The 21,003-nt window shown below is 62.8% G+C and carries 16 protein-coding genes; 7 read left to right on the top strand and 9 right to left on the bottom strand.

What is annotated here, in order from left to right; genetic code table 11:
• Positions 1–87 precede the first annotated feature (87 nt).
• Positions 88–1,053: a 2-hydroxyacid dehydrogenase gene (locus tag KEC16_RS07710; RefSeq protein WP_211547523.1), complete on the bottom strand. Its 966-nt coding sequence runs from the start codon at positions 1,051–1,053 to the stop codon at positions 88–90.
• 170 nt (positions 1,054–1,223) lie between these two features.
• On the opposite strand from KEC16_RS07710, the gene rpoH reads away from it, so the two are divergent.
• Complete coding sequence (gene rpoH, locus KEC16_RS07705) at positions 1,224–2,105, top strand: RNA polymerase sigma factor RpoH (protein ID WP_211547520.1); 882 nt, start codon at positions 1,224–1,226, stop codon at positions 2,103–2,105.
• A 201-nt stretch (positions 2,106–2,306) separates the two neighbouring features.
• Here rpoH and KEC16_RS07700 read toward each other — a convergent pair whose 3' ends face one another.
• Together KEC16_RS07700 and KEC16_RS07695 are read right to left on the bottom strand one after the other, a co-directional pair.
• The gene (locus KEC16_RS07700; RefSeq protein WP_211547518.1) at positions 2,307–3,089 is read right to left on the bottom strand and encodes a DsbA family protein; all 783 of its coding nucleotides are present in this window, start codon (positions 3,087–3,089) and stop codon (positions 2,307–2,309) included.
• Positions 3,090–3,158: 69 nt separating this feature from the next.
• Positions 3,159–4,520: a M48 family metalloprotease gene (locus tag KEC16_RS07695; protein ID WP_211547516.1), complete on the bottom strand. Its 1,362-nt coding sequence runs from the start codon at positions 4,518–4,520 to the stop codon at positions 3,159–3,161.
• Here KEC16_RS07695 and KEC16_RS07690 point away from each other — a divergent pair.
• Both KEC16_RS07690 and KEC16_RS07685 read left to right on the top strand, forming a co-directional pair.
• Complete coding sequence (locus KEC16_RS07690) at positions 4,513–6,120, top strand: gamma-glutamyltransferase (protein ID WP_346344050.1); 1,608 nt, start codon at positions 4,513–4,515, stop codon at positions 6,118–6,120. The genes KEC16_RS07695 and KEC16_RS07690 overlap by 8 nt on opposite strands.
• A 3-nt stretch (positions 6,121–6,123) precedes the next feature.
• Positions 6,124–7,272 (top strand): pyridoxal phosphate-dependent aminotransferase, encoded by a 1,149-nt coding sequence (locus tag KEC16_RS07685; protein WP_211547512.1) that lies wholly within the window; start codon positions 6,124–6,126, stop codon positions 7,270–7,272.
• On the opposite strand, the gene KEC16_RS07680 is transcribed toward KEC16_RS07685, so the two are convergent.
• A complete protein-coding gene (locus KEC16_RS07680; protein WP_211547510.1) occupies positions 7,253–8,704 on the bottom strand; it encodes a 4-diphosphocytidyl-2C-methyl-D-erythritol kinase in 1,452 nt (483 codons plus the stop codon). The genes KEC16_RS07685 and KEC16_RS07680 overlap by 20 nt on opposite strands.
• 100 nt (positions 8,705–8,804) lie before the next feature.
• Between KEC16_RS07680 and KEC16_RS07675 the strand changes: the two genes are divergently transcribed.
• Positions 8,805–9,377 (top strand): hypothetical protein, encoded by a 573-nt coding sequence (locus KEC16_RS07675; protein WP_211547508.1) that lies wholly within the window; start codon positions 8,805–8,807, stop codon positions 9,375–9,377.
• 10 nt (positions 9,378–9,387) lie between these two features.
• On the opposite strand, the gene KEC16_RS07670 is transcribed toward KEC16_RS07675, so the two are convergent.
• The 4 genes from KEC16_RS07670 to KEC16_RS07655 form a co-directional block, all read right to left on the bottom strand.
• Positions 9,388–10,158: an outer membrane protein gene (locus KEC16_RS07670; RefSeq protein ID WP_211547506.1), complete on the bottom strand. Its 771-nt coding sequence runs from the start codon at positions 10,156–10,158 to the stop codon at positions 9,388–9,390.
• 189 nt (positions 10,159–10,347) lie between these two features.
• Entirely contained in the window at positions 10,348–11,172 is an 825-nt protein-coding gene (locus KEC16_RS07665; protein ID WP_211547504.1) for a ferritin-like domain-containing protein, read from the bottom strand.
• Positions 11,173–11,216: 44 nt separating this feature from the next.
• On the bottom strand, positions 11,217–11,678 hold the full coding sequence (locus KEC16_RS07660; RefSeq protein ID WP_211547502.1) for a peroxiredoxin: 462 nt from the start codon (positions 11,676–11,678) through the stop codon (positions 11,217–11,219).
• Positions 11,679–11,764: 86 nt separating this feature from the next.
• Positions 11,765–14,758, bottom strand: a complete 2,994-nt coding sequence (locus tag KEC16_RS07655) for a bifunctional [glutamine synthetase] adenylyltransferase/[glutamine synthetase]-adenylyl-L-tyrosine phosphorylase (RefSeq protein WP_211547500.1) — start codon at positions 14,756–14,758, stop codon at positions 11,765–11,767.
• Between the two features lie 75 nt (positions 14,759–14,833).
• Here KEC16_RS07655 and KEC16_RS07650 point away from each other — a divergent pair, with 75 nt between their 5' ends.
• Positions 14,834–18,025 carry a YhdP family protein gene (locus tag KEC16_RS07650; RefSeq protein ID WP_211547498.1) on the top strand — a complete coding sequence of 1,064 codons (3,192 nt, stop codon included), beginning with the start codon at positions 14,834–14,836 and terminating at the stop codon, positions 18,023–18,025.
• 96 nt (positions 18,026–18,121) lie between these two features.
• Here KEC16_RS07650 and tyrS read toward each other — a convergent pair whose 3' ends face one another.
• Complete coding sequence (tyrS, locus tag KEC16_RS07645) at positions 18,122–19,372, bottom strand: tyrosine--tRNA ligase (protein ID WP_211547496.1); 1,251 nt, start codon at positions 19,370–19,372, stop codon at positions 18,122–18,124.
• A gap of 90 nt (positions 19,373–19,462) precedes the next feature.
• On the opposite strand from tyrS, the gene KEC16_RS07640 reads away from it, so the two are divergent.
• Both KEC16_RS07640 and KEC16_RS07635 read left to right on the top strand, forming a co-directional pair.
• Positions 19,463–20,536 carry an anhydro-N-acetylmuramic acid kinase gene (locus KEC16_RS07640; RefSeq protein ID WP_211547494.1) on the top strand — a complete coding sequence of 358 codons (1,074 nt, stop codon included), beginning with the start codon at positions 19,463–19,465 and terminating at the stop codon, positions 20,534–20,536.
• 44 nt (positions 20,537–20,580) lie between these two features.
• Positions 20,581–20,898 carry a hypothetical protein gene (locus KEC16_RS07635; protein WP_211547492.1) on the top strand — a complete coding sequence of 106 codons (318 nt, stop codon included), beginning with the start codon at positions 20,581–20,583 and terminating at the stop codon, positions 20,896–20,898.
• Positions 20,899–21,003: the final 105 nt, after the last annotated feature.

Below are 21,003 nucleotides of genomic sequence, written 5' to 3'. Positions count from 1 at the left end.
GGTTATAGGTAGCACGATTGTGACAAAATGTGCCAGTGAAGATACGGGCAGATTTAATGAAATTTTCAGATAATTTTATCGATGGGCTCAGGCCGGCCAAGGCATTGGGGCGCCAGCGAAAAATGCGCACAAATTGGCGATCGAATCGCGGCCCATGCGGGCGCGGGTCTGTTCGGTCGAAGTCCCGATATGGGGCAGCAAGTAAGCGTTTGGCAGGTCCAGATAGCGACGGTCGAAAGAAGGTTCGTTGGCGAAAACATCCAGGCCGGCGGCGGCAACCCGGCCGTGTTGCAACGCGCCGATCAAATCCGAATCGTTGACCTGATCGCCCCGGGCGGTATTGATGAAAATAGCCCCCTGGGGCAGCCAGGACAGGCTATTGGCATTAATGAATCCAAGGGTTTGCGGTGTGCTTGGCGTGTGCAGCGAGACGAAGCGGCTGACCCGGAACAGCGATTCCAGGCTGGCATGATAGACGGCGCCCAGTTCGGCCGCCTGGTCCGCCCGGCGGCGTTGGTGGTAATGAATTTCCATGCCGAAGGCGCGGGCGCGGCGGGCCACGGCTTGGCCGATTCGGCCCAAGCCGACCAGTCCCAGAATCTGACCGCCGGGATCCCAGCCCAAATTTTCCCAGGCATTCCAGGCCCCCCATCGGCCTTGGCGCAATTGCATTTGGAATTCGTGGGCGCGGCGGCAGGCGGCCAGCAGCAAGAACAAGGCGACATCGGCCGTGGCCTCGGTCACCGCCAAGGGGGTGAAGGCGACGGCGATGGAACGGTGCCGTGCTGCCTCCAGGTCAATGTGATTGGTGCCGACCGAATAGGTGGAAATGATCTTGACCGTGTCGGGCAAGGCGGCGATGGCGGCGGCATCCAGGCGATCGGTCAGGGTGATTTGCAGGCCGTCGGCGTGGTGCGCCTGGGCGCGGGCGACGATCTCGGCCGAGGACAAAAGCTGGTCGTCCTGGTTGGATAAAAGCGCGAAATGGGAGGCCATTTCCCGCTCCACCGGGTCCGGCAGACGGCGGGTGAGGACAAGGCGGGGTTTGCTCATGACGGCTCCGACTAAATTACTGTGGTATTCGGCTGTTGATATTGACCTGTATCACTCAGGTTGTCATAATGTTCGTAGCGAGGCAGTGCTTTTTAAAAGGCTGTTTCCAGGGATCGGCCCGACCGACGTTCAAGGTGGGCCAAATGTGTTGCTCTGTTGGGAGGACCGCCATGCGTGCCACTGTGCCCGCCTTTTCCGCTGACGACAGCGGCCTAAGCAAGTATCTGCGCGAAATCCGTGACTTTCCGGTCTTGGAACCGCAGCAGGAATACATGCTGGCCAAGCGCTGGATCGATTACGAAGACACCGCAGCCGCCCACCAATTGGTCACCAGCCATCTGCGTTTGGTGGCCAAGATCGCCATGGGGTACCGTCATTACGGCCTGCCCATGGCCGACCTGATTTCCGAAGGCAATCTGGGCTTGATGCGGGCGGTGAAGAAATTCGAGCCCGAACGCGGGTTCCGTCTGTCCACTTACGCCATGTGGTGGATCAAGGCGTCCTTGAACGAATTCGTGCTCAATTCGTGGTCGTTGGTCAAGATCGGCACCCTGGCGGCGCAAAAAAAGCTGTTCTTCAATCTGCGCAAGATCAAGACCAAGCTGCGGCTGCTGGATCAGGTGGAACTGGCCCCCGCCGACGTCGCCGCCATCGCCACCGAATTGAACGTGTCCGAAACCGATGTGATCAATATGAATCGCCGCATGGGCGGGCGTGATTCGTCGCTGAACATGCCGGTGGGGGAAAGCGGCACTGAAATTATCGAGCTGTTGCCCGACGATGTCGACGACCAAGAAATCGGCTATGGCAAGCGCGAGGAATTGTCCAAGGGCCGCAAGCTGATCGCCACGGCGCTGGACAGCCTGAACGAGCGTGAACGCGAAATTTTCATCGAACGCCGTCTGCGCGACCAGCCGTTGACGCTTGAGGAATTGGGGGAACGCCACGGCGTCAGCCGCGAACGTATCCGCCAGATCGAGGTCAAGGCCTTCGACAAGGTCCGCGCCATCGTCTCGGCCGGTTTTGTTCCGGCGGCGCTGCCGGCGGCTTAACGCAACGCAGCTTCCATCAGGCGCGTTGCTTTGGCCAGGGTTGAACGAGCGGCCAAGCCCCCGAGGGGGTGCCCGGCCAGGGGCACGCAAAAGCCGAGACCGTGATGCATATTCAAGGCATCACGGTTTGGACTTCCTGGGTTTGATCATGAAAAAAGGCGCCCGGTTCACACCGGACGCCTTTTTGTTTCCTTCCGCCGATCAGTTGGCGCCGGTCAGGCGGCCGCCCTTGCGGGTGATGTCGAACAATTGCTTGAACACCTGGCCTTCGATGGCGCCCGACATGGTGCGCGCCGCCTTGCCGTCGGCGCCGGCGACGACGAAGCTGGGGGTGGACGAAATGTCCAGCGCGTGTGCCAGTTCGATGTTCTTGCGGATCTGCTTTTCGATCTCGGGGGCCATCATTTCCTTTTTGATCTGGTCGACATTGGCGCCGGCCTCGCCCACCAGACGGAAGATGGTCTTTTCGTCCAGCTTGCCGCGGAACTTCATCATGGCGCGGTGGACGTCGTCATACTTGCCCAACTTCTTGGCCGCCAGGGCGACGCGGGCGGCGGTCAACGAATCTTCCGACAGGATCGGCATATCCTTGAAGACCACCTTGACCTTGCCGTCGGCCTTGACCGCTTCCATCATCGGGTCCAGCACCACCTTGCAATAGGGGCAGTTGTAGTCAAAGAACTCGACGACGACGACGTCGCCCTTGGCATTGCCGGCAACCGGGTCGTTGACGTCGCTAAAGATTTCATCCTTGCGCGATTCGATGGCCTTTTTGGCGTCGCTTTCCGCCTGGGCGCGCATCTTCTCGCGCAGGGATTCGATGGCTTCGCCGATCACTTCGGGGTGTTCCATCAGATAATCGCGCACGATCTTGCGCACGGCATCGGTCTGCTTGGCGTCAAAAGTTTCCTGGGCCTGGGCGGGCAGGGCGGCCAAAGTGGCGGCCGAGGCAAGCAGGATTGCGGCGAAGGTGTTGCGGATCATCTGTTGAAAAACTCCTGGATCGGAATGCGTGGGCATATTGGCGGAAGCTTTGGGGCTGGGCAAGGGGCCTTACTTCTTTCGCTTGTCGTCGGGGGTGTTGATGGAGGCTTGTTCCTTGATGTCTTGGATGCGCAGCCACACCGTGCCGGTCTTGGGCAGCAGGCGTTCGGCCTTGCCGGCCAGGAAGGCGGCGTCGGTGTCGCGCCTTTCCAGCAGCGCCTGTTCGGCCATGGCATAGGCGGCCATGCCTTCGTCGCCTTCGCGGCCATAAGCCACCGACATCAGCCGCCAAGCCGTCAGGTTCTGCGGTTCTTGGTGGGTGGCCAGCGACAGCAATTGCTGTGCTTCGGTCAGCATGGCCGGATCTTCTTGTTCGATCAGCGCCTGGGCCAGGCCGATACGCAGCAAGGCGTTGTCGGGCAACAATTCCACCGATTTGCGATAAGGGGCGATGGCTTGGGCGCCGCGGCCGTTCTCGAACAGCATCTGCCCCTTGAGTTCATGGAAATAGGGGTCGTTGGGGCGTTCGGCGATCAGGCCGTCGATCAACGGCAGCGCCTTGTCCATATCCGGTTTGCGGTAATAGGCGATGGCGCGGGCATAGCGGGCTTCGATGGCTTGATCGTTTTCCTTATAGCGCAGCAAGGTGCGGCTGGGCGCTTCAAGGAAGGCGAAAAGCTTGGCCCGCATGCGGCGGTGCATTTCGGCGAATTCCGGCCGGCTGGGGCTGGCGCTATAAGGGGAGCGGCTGACATAATCACGAATGAAGTTGACGCGGTCGCGGGTCAGGGGGTGGGTGCGGACATAGGGGTCCTGGCGGGTGGTGATCAGCAATTCCTGATCGCCCAGCACTTCGAAGAATTCCAGCAGGCCCTTGGCGGATTGATGGGTGCTGTCCAGATATTTGACCGCCGCCTGATCGGCCGAGGATTCCTCCATGCGGCTATAGGTCAGCAAATTGCGCACGGCGACGTCTTGGCCGCCCAGGGCGATGGCGGTGCCGACATCGCCACGACCCGAGGCGACGCCAACGGCAGCGCCAAGCAGCATGGCGACCAGCGCCTCGGTCGAGGCATTGCCGGCGGCATCTTGCAAACGGGCCAGATGGCCGCCGGCGATGTGGCCGGTTTCATGGGCCATGACCCCGATCAGTTGATTGGGCGTTTCCGAACGGATCAGCAGACCGGTATGGAAAAACATGTTCAATCCGCCGGCGACAAAGGCATTGAGGCTGTTATCGACGATCAGATGCAGGCGAACGGATTCGGGAGGCAGGCCCGCCGCCTGGAAAAGTGGCGCGGAGTAAGCGCGGATGGTATTTTCCACCTCCGCGTCGCGGATGAAGCTGCGTCGTTGCTGCTGCTGGGCCTGCCCAGCCGAAGCCGACAGGGTCAGAAACAGGGTTGCCAAAAGGAACAAGCGCGTGAGCAAAAGCCATACTCCGTCGGTCGGTCGGTCTCTTTATCGCTCCGCCTTGGGGCCAAGGGTCGCCTTGGCGCTGGCCTTGACGGCGGGACTTGCAGCATGCGGCGATTCGCGCGCCGTGGGAAGCGTCGGTTACGTCAAGGGCTTTGGCGGTTTGGTCGCCGCCGACGAGCCACAGGCGGTTGTTGTCGCCCGTGACGTGTTGTCGGCCGGCGGCACCGCTGCCGATGCCGCTGTCGCCCTGTATTTCACCTTGGCCGTGACCCAGCCTTCCACCGCCAGCCTGGGCGGCGGCGGTGTCTGTCTGGTGCACGACAAAAAGAAGAAGATCACCGAAGTGGTGGATTTTCTTCCCCGCGCCGCCAGCGGCGCCGCCGGTATCCGATTGGCGACCAGCGTCCCCGGCGCGGTGCGCGGTTTCTATGCCTTACACGCCAAATATGGCAAATTCAGGTGGGAAAGCCTGTTGGGCGAAGGCGAAAAGCTGGCCCGCCTGGGGACCCCGGTATCGCGGGCCTTTGCCGCCGACCTTGCCATCGGTGGCCGTTTGCTGGCCAACGACCCGGTCGCCCGCCAAGTGTTTTTCCCCGGCGGCCGGCTGTTGGTCGAAGGACAAAGCTTCGAACAGCACGACCTTGCCGCGGTCTATGCCCGCATCCGTCGCTCGCCCGGCGAGTTTTATAACGGCTCCTTCGCCCAATCCCTGGCCGATGCGGTGGGAAATGCCGGCGGCACCCTGTCCACCGCCGATCTGATCAACATGCGGCCCAACTTTACCCCGACCCAGACCGTCAAGCATGGCGACGAGGTGATTCACTTCGCGCCGCCGCCGGCGGTGAGCGGGGCCGTGGCGGCGCGGATGGTGGCGGCGCTGGAAGACCGGTGGGAAAAAACCCCGGTGGAGGAACGGCCGCACCTGCTGGCGGAAATTTCCGCCCGCGCCTTCGCCGAACGCGGCGGTTGGATGAATGCGGACGGATCGGCCAAGCCGGCTTTTTACGCCGAGACCGGCAAGGCCCTGGCCACCGGCTATGACCCCGATCGGCATCAGCCGGTGCAGGGGGATCGCCCCAATGACGCGCTTCCGGCCTCCAGCTTCGTCGTCTTGGATGGCGATGGCAATGGCGTCGCCTGCAACGTGACCACCTATGGTCTGTTTGGCACCGGCCGCATGCTGTCGGGCACCGGCATCTTCATGGCGGCGGCGCCGGGGGTCAATAGCGGCCCGCCGGCGGTGGGACCGGTGATGGTCATCAATCCGCATGTGCAGGAAGTCCGCTTCGCCGCCGCCGCCAGTGGCGGCGTCACCGGCGCCAGCGCCATGACCCAGGTCTTGCTGGAAAACCAGCTTGGCGGCGTCAAGCTGGGACAGGCCTTGGCCGCGCCGCGCCTGCATCATTCCGGCAATCCCGATATTTTGTTCGTGGAAGAAGGCAGCCCCGGCGAGGCGGCGTTGACCAAGCGTGGCCATCAGGTCAAGACGGTGGCGATGCCGTCGCGCGTCAACGCCTTGCGCTGCGACACCGGTCGGCCCAATTTCGGCAAATGTCAGGTCGAGGCCGATCCGCGTGGCGCCGGCATGGCCGTCGTGGTGGGCAGGGACTGATCCATGGCTTTCAAGGTTGCCGGACGCGGGGCCATCTCGCCCTTTATCGTCATGGATGTGATGCGTGCCGCCAATCAGCGCGCGGCCGAAGGCGGTGACGTCATTCATCTGGAAGTGGGGCAACCCTCGGGTCAGGCTCCGGCGCGGGTGTTGGCGGCGGCTAAGGCGGCGCTGGACAGCGACCCCATCGGCTATACCGAGGCGTTCGGGGTGCCGCGCCTGCGTGAGCGCATCGCCGGCCATTACCGCGATGTCCACGGCGTCGCGGTCGATTCTGGCCGCATCGCCATCACCACCGGTTCTTCCGCCGGGTTTTTGCTGGCCTTCTTGGCCGCTTTCAATCCCGGTGATCGGGTGGCGGTGGCGGCGCCGGGCTATCCGGCCTATCGCAACATCCTGACCGCCCTTGGCATTGAATGCGTCTTGGTGCCGGTGGCGGAAGCATCGCGCTGGCAATTGACCGTCGCGGCGCTGGAACAGGTCGAGGGCAAACTGGATGGGGTGGTGGTGGCGTCACCATCCAATCCCACCGGCTCGATGCTGTCGGCGGCCGAAGTGGCGGCTTTGGCCGTCTGGTGCGAAGGGCGGGGCATCCGTCTGATTTCCGATGAAATCTATCATGGCATCGTTTACGGCGCCGCCGCCGGCTCGGCCATCGGCGCCGGCGAGCATGCGGTGATCGTCAACAGCTTTTCCAAATATTACGCCATGACCGGGTGGCGGTTGGGATGGATGGTCTTGCCGGCCGATCTGGTCCGCGCGGTCGAGTGCTTGCAGCAGAACCTGTTCATTTCCGCCCCCACTCTCAGCCAGTTGGCGGCCTGCGCCGTGTTCGACTGCACCGAGGAACTAAATGATCGCGTCGCCGTCTATCGCGCTAATCGCGACGTGCTGCTGAACGAATTGCCGGCGGCCGGCTTTAGCCGGCTGGCGCCATCAGACGGCGCCTTTTATCTGTATGCCGATGTGGCTGAACTGACCAATGACAGTGCCGAATTCTGCCGGCGCATGCTGGCGCAAACCGGGGTGGCGGTGACGCCGGGGGTGGATTTCGATCCCCTGGCCGGAAGCCATACCCTGCGCTTTTCCTTTGCCGGCGCCACCGCCGAAATGGTCAGCGCCGCCAAGCGGCTTAAGGCTTGGCGGAAATAGGCAGGTCGAGCACCTGTTCGGCGTGATCCATCAGCAGCGTCGCCAATGAGGTGGCGGCGAAATGGCTGCAATGGATCAGGCACGAATCGCCGGCGGTGATGATGGCGCGGCCTTCTTCCGGTTCCAGCGCCTTCAGCATGTCGCCGACATTGGTCACCGAAATGGTTGCCCCTTGGGCGAAGATCAGGACCGCCTCCACATCGTCGGGCAAGGCGGCAAGGCCGGCGGCAAACGGGTTGTCGTCGTTTCGCAGCAATCGGATATCGCAGGGCGGCAGGTTTTCCTCGGCCGCGTCGCTGTTGTTCGAGGCCACCACCACCAGCGGTTCAAGACCGGCGGCCAGCGCCGTTTCCACCGCCGGGGCGGCGTCACTATCGCCGGCCAGGACGATGGCGGCGGCGTGCGGCATGGCGTTGGGGGTGGAAATCCCCGGCCATACCGTGCTGACTTGACCGCCCAAATCCTTAAGCAGACCGCCAGCCCCCATGCGCATGATGTCGGCGGGCTTGATCGACACCCCGGCGGCAAGGCGGGATAGCACCCAATCCAGGCCGTTGGGCTTGGGCGAACGTGCACAGCCGGGCAGCGTCACCACCGGCACGGCGCCGACATGGCCAAGCAACAGCAGATTGCCGGGATCGACCGGCATGCCGAAATGATCAATGCTGCCGCCGGCTTTTTCCAAGGCGCTGGGGGCGACGTCGCGGCGATCGACGGTGGCCGAGGCGCCGATGATCAACACCAGATCATGGCCGGCGGCCAGCGCCTTGGTCAGGCAGCGTTCCAATTGACCGATGTCGTGCGGACAGCGGTATTCGGCGGCGACGGCGCCGCCCAATCCTTCGATGCGGGCGCGGGTAACGGCGGCGGCGGCCTTTAAGGTCTTGTCGCGGATGCCGGGCAGGATGGTCAGAATCAAGGCGGCATTGAACGGTTTCATCGGCCGCACGCTGATCAGCGGCCCACCGGTCGAGGCATAGGCGGCGCAGGCGTCGACGGTATGGCGGCTGACGCCGAACGGAATGATCTTGATGGTGGCGATCATTTGTCGCGGCCGGGCGATGACGAAGGGCGGCACGGTGGCCACGGTCACCGCTTCGTCCACCAGATTAAGCCGATCCAGGCGGTCACGGTCGATGACCACGACGCCGCCTTGGGTGGCGAACAAGTTGCAGCGGCCGGCGAAAGCGCCGTTGCTTTGCACGCCGGGGCCGCACAAGGCGTCGGCCACCGCTTGGGCGGCGTCATTTTCCCCCAGATCATTGTCTTCCAGCCGGGCGCCGGTGATGAAATTCATCCCCGCTTGTTTCAGCAAGGCGATGTCGGCGGGGGACAGCAGACGGCCTTTTTTCAGCATGGCGGTGGGAAGGCGCAGGGAATGGGCCAAAATCAGCCCCTCGGCTTCATCGATTCGCACTTCCCCGAACAGCATCGTCCATCCTTTCCTCAGCTGGTTTTATTGTAATCATCCCAGCGCACTTTGCCACCGCCAAAGGCGGCGTTATGATCATGGCCAAGCAAAGGAGAATGGCATGCCGTTCGCGGTGAAATCCTGTTTCGACGTGGTGCTGTGGTTCAGCGACAGAGCCTTGAACGACAACGAATATATCCAGCCGCAAAAGCTGCACCGCCTGATTTTTCTGGCCCAGGCCTATTACTCGGTGGCCTATCCGGGGCGCAAGCTGATGCCGGCGACGTTCGTCACCGACACCTTCGGTCCGGTCGAGCCCACGGTTTTCCATGCCCTGGCCTATGGTCGTCCGCCCATGCTTGATCCCAATCCACTGCCCGATCAGGTGTCGCATTTCCTGGGCGGGATCTGGCGTCGCTTCGGCTCGCAGACCGCCGACCAATTGACCCGTAAGCTCAACGAACATCCGGCGGTGGCAACCGCCATGAACAAGGGGCCGAACGAGGAAATTCCGTTGGCTTCCATGGTCAAATACTATGTCGATGTCGCCAAGGCGGCCAAGGGCGGCGATGCCGCCGGCGTGGCGGACGAAATCGCTAAGGTGGTCAAGCCGCGACTGATGCGTTCGCAAGGCGGCAAGGCCGTGGCGGTGACGGCGTGGGCGCCCAAGGCGCTGGGCAAGAAACCTGAATAGGACGGCGCCTTTAAAACCCCTTGAACCGGTAAGTCAGGCCCACCATCACCGCGTGCGTGTCGAGGTCGGCCTTGTGGGCCAGGCTACCACCCGAGTCATTGGTCGATGTGGTCTCGGACATTGACTTCAGGGCCCCGAAATTGGTGTAGAGATATTCGCCTCGAAGCGCCCATCCCCCGCTCAGCGCGTATTCACCGCCCAGGCCCAGGCTCCACCCAGTTCTGATTTCCGTGTCCGAGCTTTTGGAATAGCCGCTCCAGGCATTGTCAACGAACAAGGTGTCCAGTTTCAGCTGCGTTACGGAAAGTCCGCCGGTGACATAGCCCAGCCAATTGTCTTCCGCCCAACCCAACCGGGGGCGTAAACTCGCCATCCAATCGGCCCGGACCGATTGCCTGAGAATGAAACGCGAGGCGGGGGCCGTGACGTAATTTTCACTCACCGTGCGCTCATCGTTCAGGTAAATGCTGTTGGCGCTGGCCTCGAGCCCGAGCAGGATGTGGCCGAACTGCTTGCCATACCCCCCCACCAAACCGGCCGACGGCTGCCATTGGGCCAGACCGCTGTCGCCGGCCCGGGCCATTTGCGCGGCATCGGTCGCGTTCAGGTATTTCTGGTATCCAACGGTCGTCTTCGCTTGTGTTTGGCTGTTGGTTGCGCCCACAAGGCCGCCGACGTAGAAGCCCGACCAATCAACCGTCGGCGCCGACTGCGCCAAGGCGGCCCCGCTGCTCATCCCCCCGATGAGGCAGGCCACGAGTGAAGCTTTGTATCCCAACATTTCATCCCCTGTCGCTCAGAGCCTGATCGTCTGTTGGATGTGATCCCAACACGTTAATTGAAATAGTTACGTTACACATTCGATTGGCTTCTACAAGTCTTCATAAGGATATAGCGTCACCAAATAACGCAAGTTGGGAGTTTTGTTCTATTTTTTGTGGTGACTGTCTGATGTCATGTTGCGTCTAGGTTATGAGGGCTTTTCTCCATCCAGGCGCGAGGGGGCCTTGGCCATTTCTTCGTACCAATCCTGGTCGAAACCGGCCTGGGCGCGGGCGGCGTGGTTGAACGGGGTTTTCAGTCCGCCGGGGAAACGTTCGGCCATCAGCCGCTGATATTCGCTTTTGCCGTCGACGCCGCGCTTGGCCGCCACATGCTTGAACCAGCGCACGCCGGCCGCCACATGGCGGATTTCATCGTCATAGATGACCTTGAGCGCCGGCGGGGTCATGGTGTCGCCGTTGCGGGCCAGACGTTCCATGGTTGCCGGCGTGGTGTCCAATCCGCGCGCTTCCAGGGTCATCGGCACCACCACCAGTCGCGCCGCCAGATCGTCGGCGGTTTTTTCCGCCGCTTGCCACAAGCCGTCATGGGCGGGCAGCTCGCCATAGCCAGAGCCCAGATTAATCAGCAAATTCTGCAACATCTCGAAATGCAGGGCTTCGTCCACCGCGACTTGAATCCAGTCGTCGTAAAACCCCTTGGGCATGTCTTCGTCCGGGAAGCGGCAGACGATGTCCCAGGCCAGATCAATGGCGTTCAGCTCAATATGGGCCAGGGCATGCAGCAGGCCGATGCGGCCGCGATCCCCCTTATAGGCGCGCTTGGGCATCTCTTTGGGGGCCAGCAATTGCGGTCGGGCCGGGCGGCCTGGGCGCTCGGGCGGCAGGCTGTGGCCGGGACCAGCGAGACGTCCGCCATGCCAATCGGCGGCGGCTTGCCGGCTCAGGCGGCATTTGTCGGCGGGATCGGTGGCGGCAAGGGCGGCCAAAGCCGCATCGGACAAGGTGTTCATGGGCCGTCCTTAGCAGATGCGGCCCATGATCGCCAATGGAAGGATTACAGATCGTGCAGCGCCGCCAGGATTTCGTGAATGTGGCCGGACACCTTGACCTTGCGCCAGACGGCGCGAACCAACCCGTCCTCGTCGATCAGGATGGTGGAGCGCTCGATGCCCATGTGCTTTTTGCCGTACATGGACTTTTCCTTCCACACGCCGAAGGCTTCGCACAAAGCGCCTTCGCTGTCCGAAACCAGCGGAAACGGCAGATTGTGCTTGGCCCGGAATTTTTCGTGCGAAGCGATGGAATCCTTGGAGACCCCCAGAATTTCCGCCTTGTTGATGGTGAAGCGCAGATATTCGTCGCGAAATTGCTGCGCTTCCGAGGTGCAGCCCGAGGTGTCGTCCTTGGGGTAGAAATACAGAACCAGACGCTTGCCCTTGTAATCGTCAAGGCTGCGCGGTCCTTCATCGGTGACGACGGAAAAGTCGGGGGCCTTTTGGCCGATGGTCACGCTCATCGCTTCGTCCTTCGTCTGTCGAGGTTCCGGTCCGGATGACCCGATGGATTTGTATAAGTCCCTATCCAACAATCAAGTTACGGTTTTTAGGTCACGGATTTGTCATTGCCGGCCCGCGCCTCGCGCATGGCGCGGCCGGGGGCGGCGATCAGCCGTTCGAACACTTCGAACGCAGCCGCGGCGCAATCATCCATGCGATCGACCATGGTCTTGAAATCGGTCAGTCCGGTGGCGCGAACCATCACTTCCTTTAGGCCGCGCGGCGCCGTGTTTTCATCGAAGGCGCCGGCCACGGTCTGGCGCAACACCAATTGTACCGCCGACCACAAGCGCCAGGCATCGACCAGGGCGTCGCAATCGGATCGGGCCAACAGCCCGGCATCGCTGGCCCGTTCCAGCACCGCACGGGTGTTGGTGGCCAAGATTTCCGGGTGTTCGGCGCCGTAATGCAATTGCAGCCACTGGGCGATGAATTCGATATCAACCAGCCCGCCGCGGAGATGCTTGACCTCCCAGCGATTGGCGGCCTTGTGTTCCTTGGCCATCAGCTCGCGCATGTCGGCGACGTCGCCGATCAGCTTGGCGGTGTCGCGCCGCGCCGTCAGGGTGCGTTGGATGATCGTCTCGACCTCGGCCGCCAAAGAGGCGCTGCCGCAAACCACGCGGGCGCGGGTCAGGGCCATGTGCTCCCAGGTCCAGGCCGATTCCAGTTGATAGCGGTCAAAGGATTGCAGACGGGTGGCGATGGGGCCGGAATTGCCCGATGGCCGCAACCGCATGTCGACTTCGTACAGCGTGCCCTCGGCGGTCTTGGCGGTCAGCGCGTTGACGACGCGCTGAGCCAGTCGGGCGAACCATGCCGTTGCCGCCAACGCACGCCCCCCCACCGATTCGGCCGTGGGATCGGGCGAATCATAGATCAGGATCAGATCCATGTCCGAGGTCGAGGTCATTTCGTGCCCGCCCATCTTGCCCATGGCCAGGATGCACCAATGGCCGCCCTCGACCCGGCCATTGACGCGGGCCAATTCGTCTTCGACCTTGGGGCACAAGCTGGTCAACACCGCGTCGGCGATGTCGGCGAAGGCGCGGGCCGCCTGATCGGCCTCAAGCATATTGCGCAAGATGTGGACGCCGACCTGGAATTTGTGCTCGGCGGTCCAGCGGCGGCTGATATCAAGAATTTCCTGAAAGTCGCCGGCCTGGTTCAGGCTTTTGTTCAGTTCGGCCACCAGCTCGGGCGTGGTCGCCGGCGGCTCGAAGAAGCTGGGGGCGACCACCGCGTCCAATTGGCTGGTGTGGTGGGCCAGGTGTTCGGCCAGCTTGGGGGCGTTGCCCATCAATTCGGCCACCAGTTCCAACAGCGACGGGTTGGAATAAAATAGCGAGAACACCGGCACCCCGGCCGGCAGCCGCGACAGGAACTCATCCAGGCGCAAGAAAGCGTCGTCGGGGCTGGAGGTGGCGGCCAGGGCCGTCAGCAAAGTCGGGGTCAGCTCGGTCAGTAATTCGCGGGCGCGGGTCGAGCGGGTGGCGCGGATGCGGCCATGGTGCCAGCCGCGAATGGTGTCGCAGACGGTGTCGGGTTGATGAAAGCCCATGTCGGCGATGGTGCGCACGGTCTCGGGGTCGTTTTCGCCGCCGGTGAACACCAGATTGCCGCCGCTGGAGAGGGCGGGCGCGTCCTCGAACAGGCCGGCATAATGGCTTTCCACCGTTTGCAGGCGGCGGACCAGGGCCTGGGCGAAATCCTCGGCGCCGTCAAAGCCCATGAAGGCGGCGATCTCGGCCAGACGCTGGGGGGAATCGGGCAAGGTCTGGGTCTGCTTGTCGTCGATCATCTGCAAGCGATGCTCGAGCTGGCGCAGGAAACGATAGGCCTCGTCCAGTTCGGTGACCGCGTGATCGGCGACTTGCCCCATCAGGGCCAGGGCGCGGATGGCGTCAAGGGTGCGGCAGCAGCGGATTTCGGGGACGCGGCCGCCCCAGATCAGCTGTTGGGTCTGGGCGAAGAATTCGATTTCGCGGATGCCGCCGCGTCCCAGCTTGATGTTGTGACCGGCCACGGCGATGCAACGGCCGCCGCGATGGGCGTTGATCTGGCGCTTGATCGAGTGGATGTCTTGAATGGCGGCGAAATCCAGCGATTTGCGCCAGATGAACGGCTTGAGGAATTTCAGGAAATAGTCGCCGGTCACCGGGTCGCCGGCCACTTGGCGCGCCTTGATCATGGCGGCGCGTTCCCAGTTCTGGCCAAAGCCTTCGTAATAGATTTCCGCCGCCGCCAGGGAAATGGCCACCGGGGTTGACCCTGGGTCGGGACGCAGGCGCAAATCGGTGCGAAAGACATAGCCTTGGGCGGTGCGCTCATCCAAAATCTTCACCAGATCGCGGGTGGCGGCGATCATGCACTCGGCCAGGGTTTTGCGGCCCTTGTACTCAAGCTTTTCATGGTCGTAGAAAACGATGATGTCGATGTCGCTGGAATAGTTCAGCTCGCGCGCGCCGAATTTTCCCATGCCCAAGATGATCACGCCCGAATCTTTTTCCGGGTCGTCGGCATGGGGCAGAACGATGTCGCCCTTGGCCGCCTCGCGCCGCAGCAAAAAGCGCAAGCCGTGACGGGTGGCGGCTTCGGCGAAATCGGCCAGCGCTTCGGTCACCGATTCCAGCGGCCACAGGCCGGCGATGTCGGCCAAGGCGGTCAACAGGGCGACGCGGCGCTTGGCGATGCGCAAAATCCTCATCAGGCCGGCGATGTCGGTCTGACTGTCCGCCTCGGCCGCCAACGCGGCCAACAGGGCGGTAAAGGTGGCATCGGGACCATCGGCCAGCAGCCGGCGCAGGAAGGCCGGTTCGAACAGGCAGCACTGGGTCAGGAACGGCGAATTGCCGAAAACCGCCGACAGCAATTTATTTGCCATCAAATCGCCGGGAAGCTGGCGCATGAACGCTGAAAGATCGGTATCGTCCAGGCCGTCGGCGATTTCGCCCCAGCGTTCGAATCCGCGGCTCATCAGGGCGAGGTCGGCGACCTTTGGTAACAACTGTTCATTGACCGGAAAGTTCACCTTGTGCATTCCCAGATGTTGTGATTCCTTCACACTGGTCAAACCAAGGCGACGGGTCAAGTCGATGATGGAGGAAGGGGCGTAGTGGTTCACGGTGCCGTCAGAAGCCTGTTCCAGCTTCTGGGCGTTCTCGTCGTTGGTTTGTTGGTGATCCTGCCGGTGCTGCTGTGGCGTTTGTCCAGCGCCCCCATCGCCCTGGATTTCCTGACGCCCTATATCGAGGAAGCCCTGACCGCCCCCGAGGGCGGCATTTCCGTGCGCCTGGACGGGACCGTGTTGGCCTTGGCGGCCAATCAGCGCACCCTGGAAATCCGGGCGCTTGGCGTCAACGTCTATACGGCGGATGGGGCGCGCCCCATCGCCTCGGTGCCGGAAATCGCCCTGACCTTGTCGGGTAAGGCGCTGCTGAACGGCGAATTGGCCCCCAATTCCATCACCTTGCTGCGGCCGCGCCTGCATCTGGTGCGCGGCAATGATGGCCGTTTGCAAATGGATATCGGCAACCGCGAAGACATCGCGGCGACGCCGGATCAGCCATCCGGCGCCGTTGCCGCCGGCTTGGTCGCGGCCTTGGTGGGAGAGCCCGATCCGTCCCAGCCGGGGCGGTCCTTGCAACGTGCCGCGATTATCGATGCCGTCTTGGTGGTCGATGATCTTTATCTGAACACCACCTGGCAGGCATCCGACGCCGATATCGAGATGCGCCGGGTTGATGGCGGTTTGGAGGGCGCCCTTCATCTGGAATTCGAGTTGGGCGGCGAAGCCGGAACCGCCTTGGCGTCGCTGCAATATCGCAAGGATGGCGAACAGTTGAAGGCCGAGGCGGAAGTCACGGGCCTGCGGCCGGCGGTGCTGGCCCAATTGGGCGGACCGCTCAAACCACTCAAGGCGCTTGATCTGCCCTTGGCCGGTATGGTTCGGGCCAGCGGCAACCTGTCCGGTCATGTGGACGAGGTGACCTTCGAACTGGCCGGCAGCGCTGGTTTCTTCGACTTGCCGGAACCGGTGAACATGCACCGCAAGGTCGACAGCGTGTCGTTGCGCGGCGCGGCCTTCGCCGGCTTGACCAGGGCGCGGCTGGATGAACTGGCCATTGATTTCGGTGGTCCGCGCCTGTTGTTGTCCGGCGTTGCCGACGGTTTGGGCGGGGCGACCGCGCTGAATTTGGAATTGGCGCTGCACGACGTGCCGTTCGATGAATTGCCGAACCTGTGGCCGGCCTTTGCCGCCCCCAACCCGCGCGAATGGGTGCTGAGCAACCTGTCCAAGGGGATCGCCCGCGAGGCCCACGCCACCTTGGCGGCGCATTCGGTCTCGGGTAATTTCGATGATCTGGCGGTCGATCATCTGGCCGGCGAATTGCGCGGCGATGGGGTTCAGGTCGATTATCTGCACCCGATGCCGGTGGTCAAGAACGCAGCCGCTCACGTCACTTTCGATCAGTCCGATTTCCGCATCGCCGTCAAGGGTGGCGAGGTCTATGGGTTGTCGCTCAAGGATGGCCGGATCGTGCTGTCGGGGCTGAATGCCGCCGATCAATTCGCCGATATCGACCTGACCATCGCCGGCCCCGCCCGTGATGCGCTGACGCTGATCGACAACAAGCCGCTGCGCTATGCCAGCGCCCTGGGCATTGACCCGGCCACGGTCAGCGGCGACGGCGTTACCCGGTTGCGTTTGAAGTTCCCGTTGCTGAAGAATTTGCGGCTGGATGATCTTGAGGTGAAGGTTCATTCCTCGGTCAAAAAGGTGTTCCTGCCCAAGGTGGTGATGGGGTTGGACCTGACCCAAGGCGATCTGGAAATCGATGTCGATGCCAAGGGGTTGGACGCCAGCGGCCCCATCGTCTTGGGTACGATCGCCGGCGATTTGAAATGGCGCGAGAATTTCGCCTCCAAGGGCGTTGCCTTCCGTTCGCGCTATGAGGTCAAGGTCCCGGCCATCAGCGAGGATCAGCGCAAGCTGCTGCGGCTGGAAGGGCCGCCTTTCGTCGCCCCGTTCATGACCGGACCGGTGGCGGCGCAGGTGGTCGCCACCCTGTATGGCGGCGGCCGGGGCGACATTGACGCCAAGGTCGATCTGTCGCCGGCCTTCATGCGCTTGCCCGGCCTGGGGTGGCACAAGCGCGAGGGCACAACCGGCGGCGCCGAGGTGTCGGTGCGGTTGGAAAAGAACGAAATCGCCGCCATTCCGCGCTTTTCCGTCGTTGCCGGCGATTTGCAGACGCGCGGCGCCGTGGCTTTTGCCGATGGCCGGCCGCGGCGAGTGGATTTTTCCAAGCTGAGCTATGGCGGCCGGACCGATCTTGAGGGCAGTCTGACGCTGCGTCCCGGCGGTGGCTTGGACATCGTCGCCAAGGGTGAACAATTCAACGCCGAGCCAGTGGTGGGCGAGGAAAACCCGGTTCCCGGTGACCCGCCACCGCTGACCGGCGCCGACAAGCACCGCAAGAAAGCCGATTTGCCGCCCATGAACATCCAAGGTTCGGTGAAGACGGCGTGGCTGTCCAAAAACGGCAAGCTGACCAATGCCAGCGCCCAATTGCAACGCGACGATCAGGACTGGCGGCAGATGCACGTCAAGGGCGGCGTCGGCGATGGCAAGGCTTTCGAATTCAGCCTGCGCCAGACCGCCGCGAACCGCCGCGCCGTCAAGGTGACCTCGGATGACGCCGGGGCGGTACTGCATGCCTTTGACAGCTATGCCCACATGGTTTCAGGCAAGCTGGACGTGGATGCCGCCTATGAGGATGACAAGGACGGTCAACCCTTGGTCGGCACCATCAAGGTGGCGGATTATTACATCGTCAACGCCCCGGCCTTGGCCCGGTTGCTGACGGTGGCGGCCTTGACCGGTATTTTGGATGTCATGCAGGATCAGGGCGTCGGCTTTTCCACCTTGGACGCCCCCTTTGTCCTGAAAGACGGGCTGTTGACCTTGAACGATGCCCGCGCCTATGGCGCCGCCTTGGGGCTGACAGCCAAGGGCGAGCTGGATCTGGATGCCGGACGGATGGCCTTGGAGGGGACGGTGGTGCCGGCCTATGCGCTGAATTCGGTGCTGGGCAATATCCCGGTGCTGGGCTGGCTGGTGACCGGCGGCGAAAAGGGCGGCGGTCTGGTCGCCTTCAATTATTCCATGAAGGGGGAGACCCAGGACCCCGATGTCATGGTCAACCCGCTATCGGCCCTGACCCCCGGATTCCTGCGCAATCTGTTCAACATCTTCGATGACGGATCGGAAACCGAGGCACGGAAGAAGCCTGGGGCGAAGTGAGCATGGGCGGGGGCGCCCTGCGCAACGCCATTTTGGCCTGGCCCAACCAAGATTAACGGAAAGGGGGGAGGAGGTGGTCTCCTCCCCCCCTTTATCTTATTCCGGCTTGACCAGGGCCAAGCGCTTTTTGCCGGCGCTCAGCTTGATCACCCCATCCTTGAGGGCATCCTGGCCGATGACCGAGGCGGGGTCGGTCACCTGGATGTCGTTGACGCGGCCACCGCCTTGTTGCAGCAGGCGGCGGGCCTCGCCATTGGACGTGGACAGGCCAGCCTTGACGAACAGGGCGAAGGCGGCAATACCGGCGGCCAGATCGGCGGCTGGGATGGACACGGTCGGCAGGTTGTCGGCCAAAGCCCCTTCCTCGAAGGCTTTGCGCGCGGTTTCCGCCGCCTCGCTGGCGGCGGCTTCGCCGTGGCACAGGCGGGTGACTTCGTTGGCCAGCACCTTCTTGGCCTCGTTGATCTCGGCCCCTTGCAATGCTTCCAGGCGGGCGATTTCATCCAGCGGCAATTCGGTGTACAGCTTCAAGAAGCGGCCGACATCGGCGTCTTCGGTGTTGCGCCAGTATTGCCAGAATTCCCAAGGCGACAGCATGTCGGCGTTCAACCACACCGCGCCGCCGACGGTCTTGCCCATCTTGGCGCCCGAACTGGTGGTCAAAAGCGGGCTGGTCAGGCCGTAAAGTTCAGCCTGATGCACGCGCCGGCCCAGTTCGACGCCATTGACGATGTTGCCCCATTGGTCGGAACCGCCCATTTGCAGCACGCATTTATGCCGGTTCCACAGCTCGGCGAAATCATAGCCCTGGAGGATCATGTAATTGAATTCCAGGAAGGTCAGCGGCTGCTCGCGCTCTAACCGCATTTTGACCGAATCAAAGGTCAGCATGCGGTTGATGGTGAAATGCTTGCCGTAATCGCGCAGGAACGCGATGTAGTTCAACTGGTCCAGCCAGTCGGCATTATTGACCATTTGCGCGTCGGTGGCGCCATCGCCGAAGCTGAGATACTTGGTGAAAACCTTTTTGATGCCGGCCATGTTCTTGGCGATGGCGGCATCATCCAGCATCTTGCGGGCTTCGTCCTTGCCGGTAGGGTCGCCAATGCGGGTGGTGCCGCCGCCCATCAGCACGATCGGCTTGTTGCCGGTCTTTTGCCACCACCGCAGCAGCATGATCTGCATCAGACCACCCACATGCAGCGATTCGGCGGTGCAGTCAAAACCGATATACGCCGCCGCCGGACCTTGCGTCAGGCGCTTGTCCAGCGCTTCCAGGTCGGTACACTGATGCATGTAGCCGCGTTCGGCGACGACGCGCAGGAATTCGGAGCGGGCGGTGGTCATGGCTTCATCAATCATTCGGTTGCTTGAACAAAGTTTGCCCGTTTAGCACAATCGTCGTCGGTCAACAATCAGTGCAAAGGCGCATCGCGTATGAACAAGCTGGCCTTGGGGCTGATGAGCGGCACGTCGTTGGATGGAATCGACGCCGCTTTGGTCGAAACCGATGGGGAAACCGTGACGGCCACCGGGGCGGCTTTGACCGTCGCCTATGATGACGGCTTGCGCGCCGGATTGCGCGGTGTGCTGGGGGGGGGCGGACCGGTGGCCGAGATCGAACGACGGCTGACCGAAGCCCATGCCCAGGTGGTGACCCGGTTGCTGGATGTGGCCGGAATCAGCGCCGCCGCCATTGATGTCATCGGTTTCCACGGCCACACCATTTTACACCGTCCCGACCAGCGCCGGACCTGGCAGATCGGCGATGCCGCTTTGTTGGCGCGGCTGACCGGCGTCACCGTGGTTAACGATTTCCGAAGCGCCGACGTGGTCGCGGGCGGGCAGGGGGCGCCGCTGGTGCCGGTCTATCACGCGGCCCTGGCCCACGATCTGGCCGGCCCGCTGGCGGTGCTTAATGTGGGGGGGGTCGGTAACGTGACCTGGATCGGCGCCGATGGTCGCTTGCTGGCCTTCGATACCGGGCCGGGGAACGCCTTGGTCGATGATTGGGCCTTGCGCCATACCGGTATGGCGATGGACATGGATGGCGCCCTGGCCGCCGCCGGACAGGTCGATATGGCGGCGGTGGAGGCGTTTTCCCGCCATGCCTATTTTGCCGCTTCGCCGCCGAAATCGTTGGATCGTGATGATTTCCAATCCCTGGCGGCAACGTTGGTCGCCGGCAAATCGGCGGCCGATGGCGCCGCCACCTTGACCGCTTTCACCGCCCGCGCCGTTGCCATGGCGGCGACCCATTGTCCGATCCCACCGCGACGATGGCTGGTCTGTGGCGGCGGACGGCGCAATCCAACGCTGATGGCGGCATTGGCGGCGGAATTGGGGACCCCGGTGGAACCGGTGGAGCAGGTCGGCTGGGATGGCGACGCGCTGGAGGCGCAAGCTTTCGCCTTTTTGGCGGTCCGGTCGTTGCGCGGGCTGGCCCTGACCTTTCCCGGAACTACCGGCATTGACCGGCCGCTGACCGGTGGCCGGGTAACCGTTTTCTAACCCCTGTTCGGGTTAGATGGGGGGCCAATGCAAAGGAGCATGCCATGAAACGTATCCTGACCGCCGCCGCCGTGGCCGCAATCGTCGCGGCAGCGCCCGCCCAGGCCGATCAGGCGACCGCCCTGGCGGCGATCCGCGAGCAGCCCAAGGTGATCGACGTCAGCGCCGATACTTCGGGCAATGTCTACGTGCTGGTCAAGGCCGAGAATATCGCCTGGCCCCAATATGCCGGCTATCTGTGCAAGGTGGCGGCACCGCATCAGGGCCGGATTTTCCGGGTGCGAATCATCGAGTTGACCAAAGCGGTCAGAACTCAGCCCGCCGCCAAGTGGGATCGTCTGGGCGAGGCGGCGTGCAGTTAGACCGCCACAGGATACGACACTTTAAGGACGCCGCCCGACCAATGGCCAGATCCGCTGGGTCGGTTCATTGGCCGGGCGATAACGTTCAAAGGGCCGGGATCAATA

Source organism: Magnetospirillum sulfuroxidans (assembly GCF_018224925.1).
In the GTDB taxonomy this organism is placed as follows: domain Bacteria; phylum Pseudomonadota; class Alphaproteobacteria; order Rhodospirillales; family Magnetospirillaceae; genus Magnetospirillum; species Magnetospirillum sulfuroxidans.
This window is presented reverse-complemented; position numbering and strand designations above follow the sequence as displayed.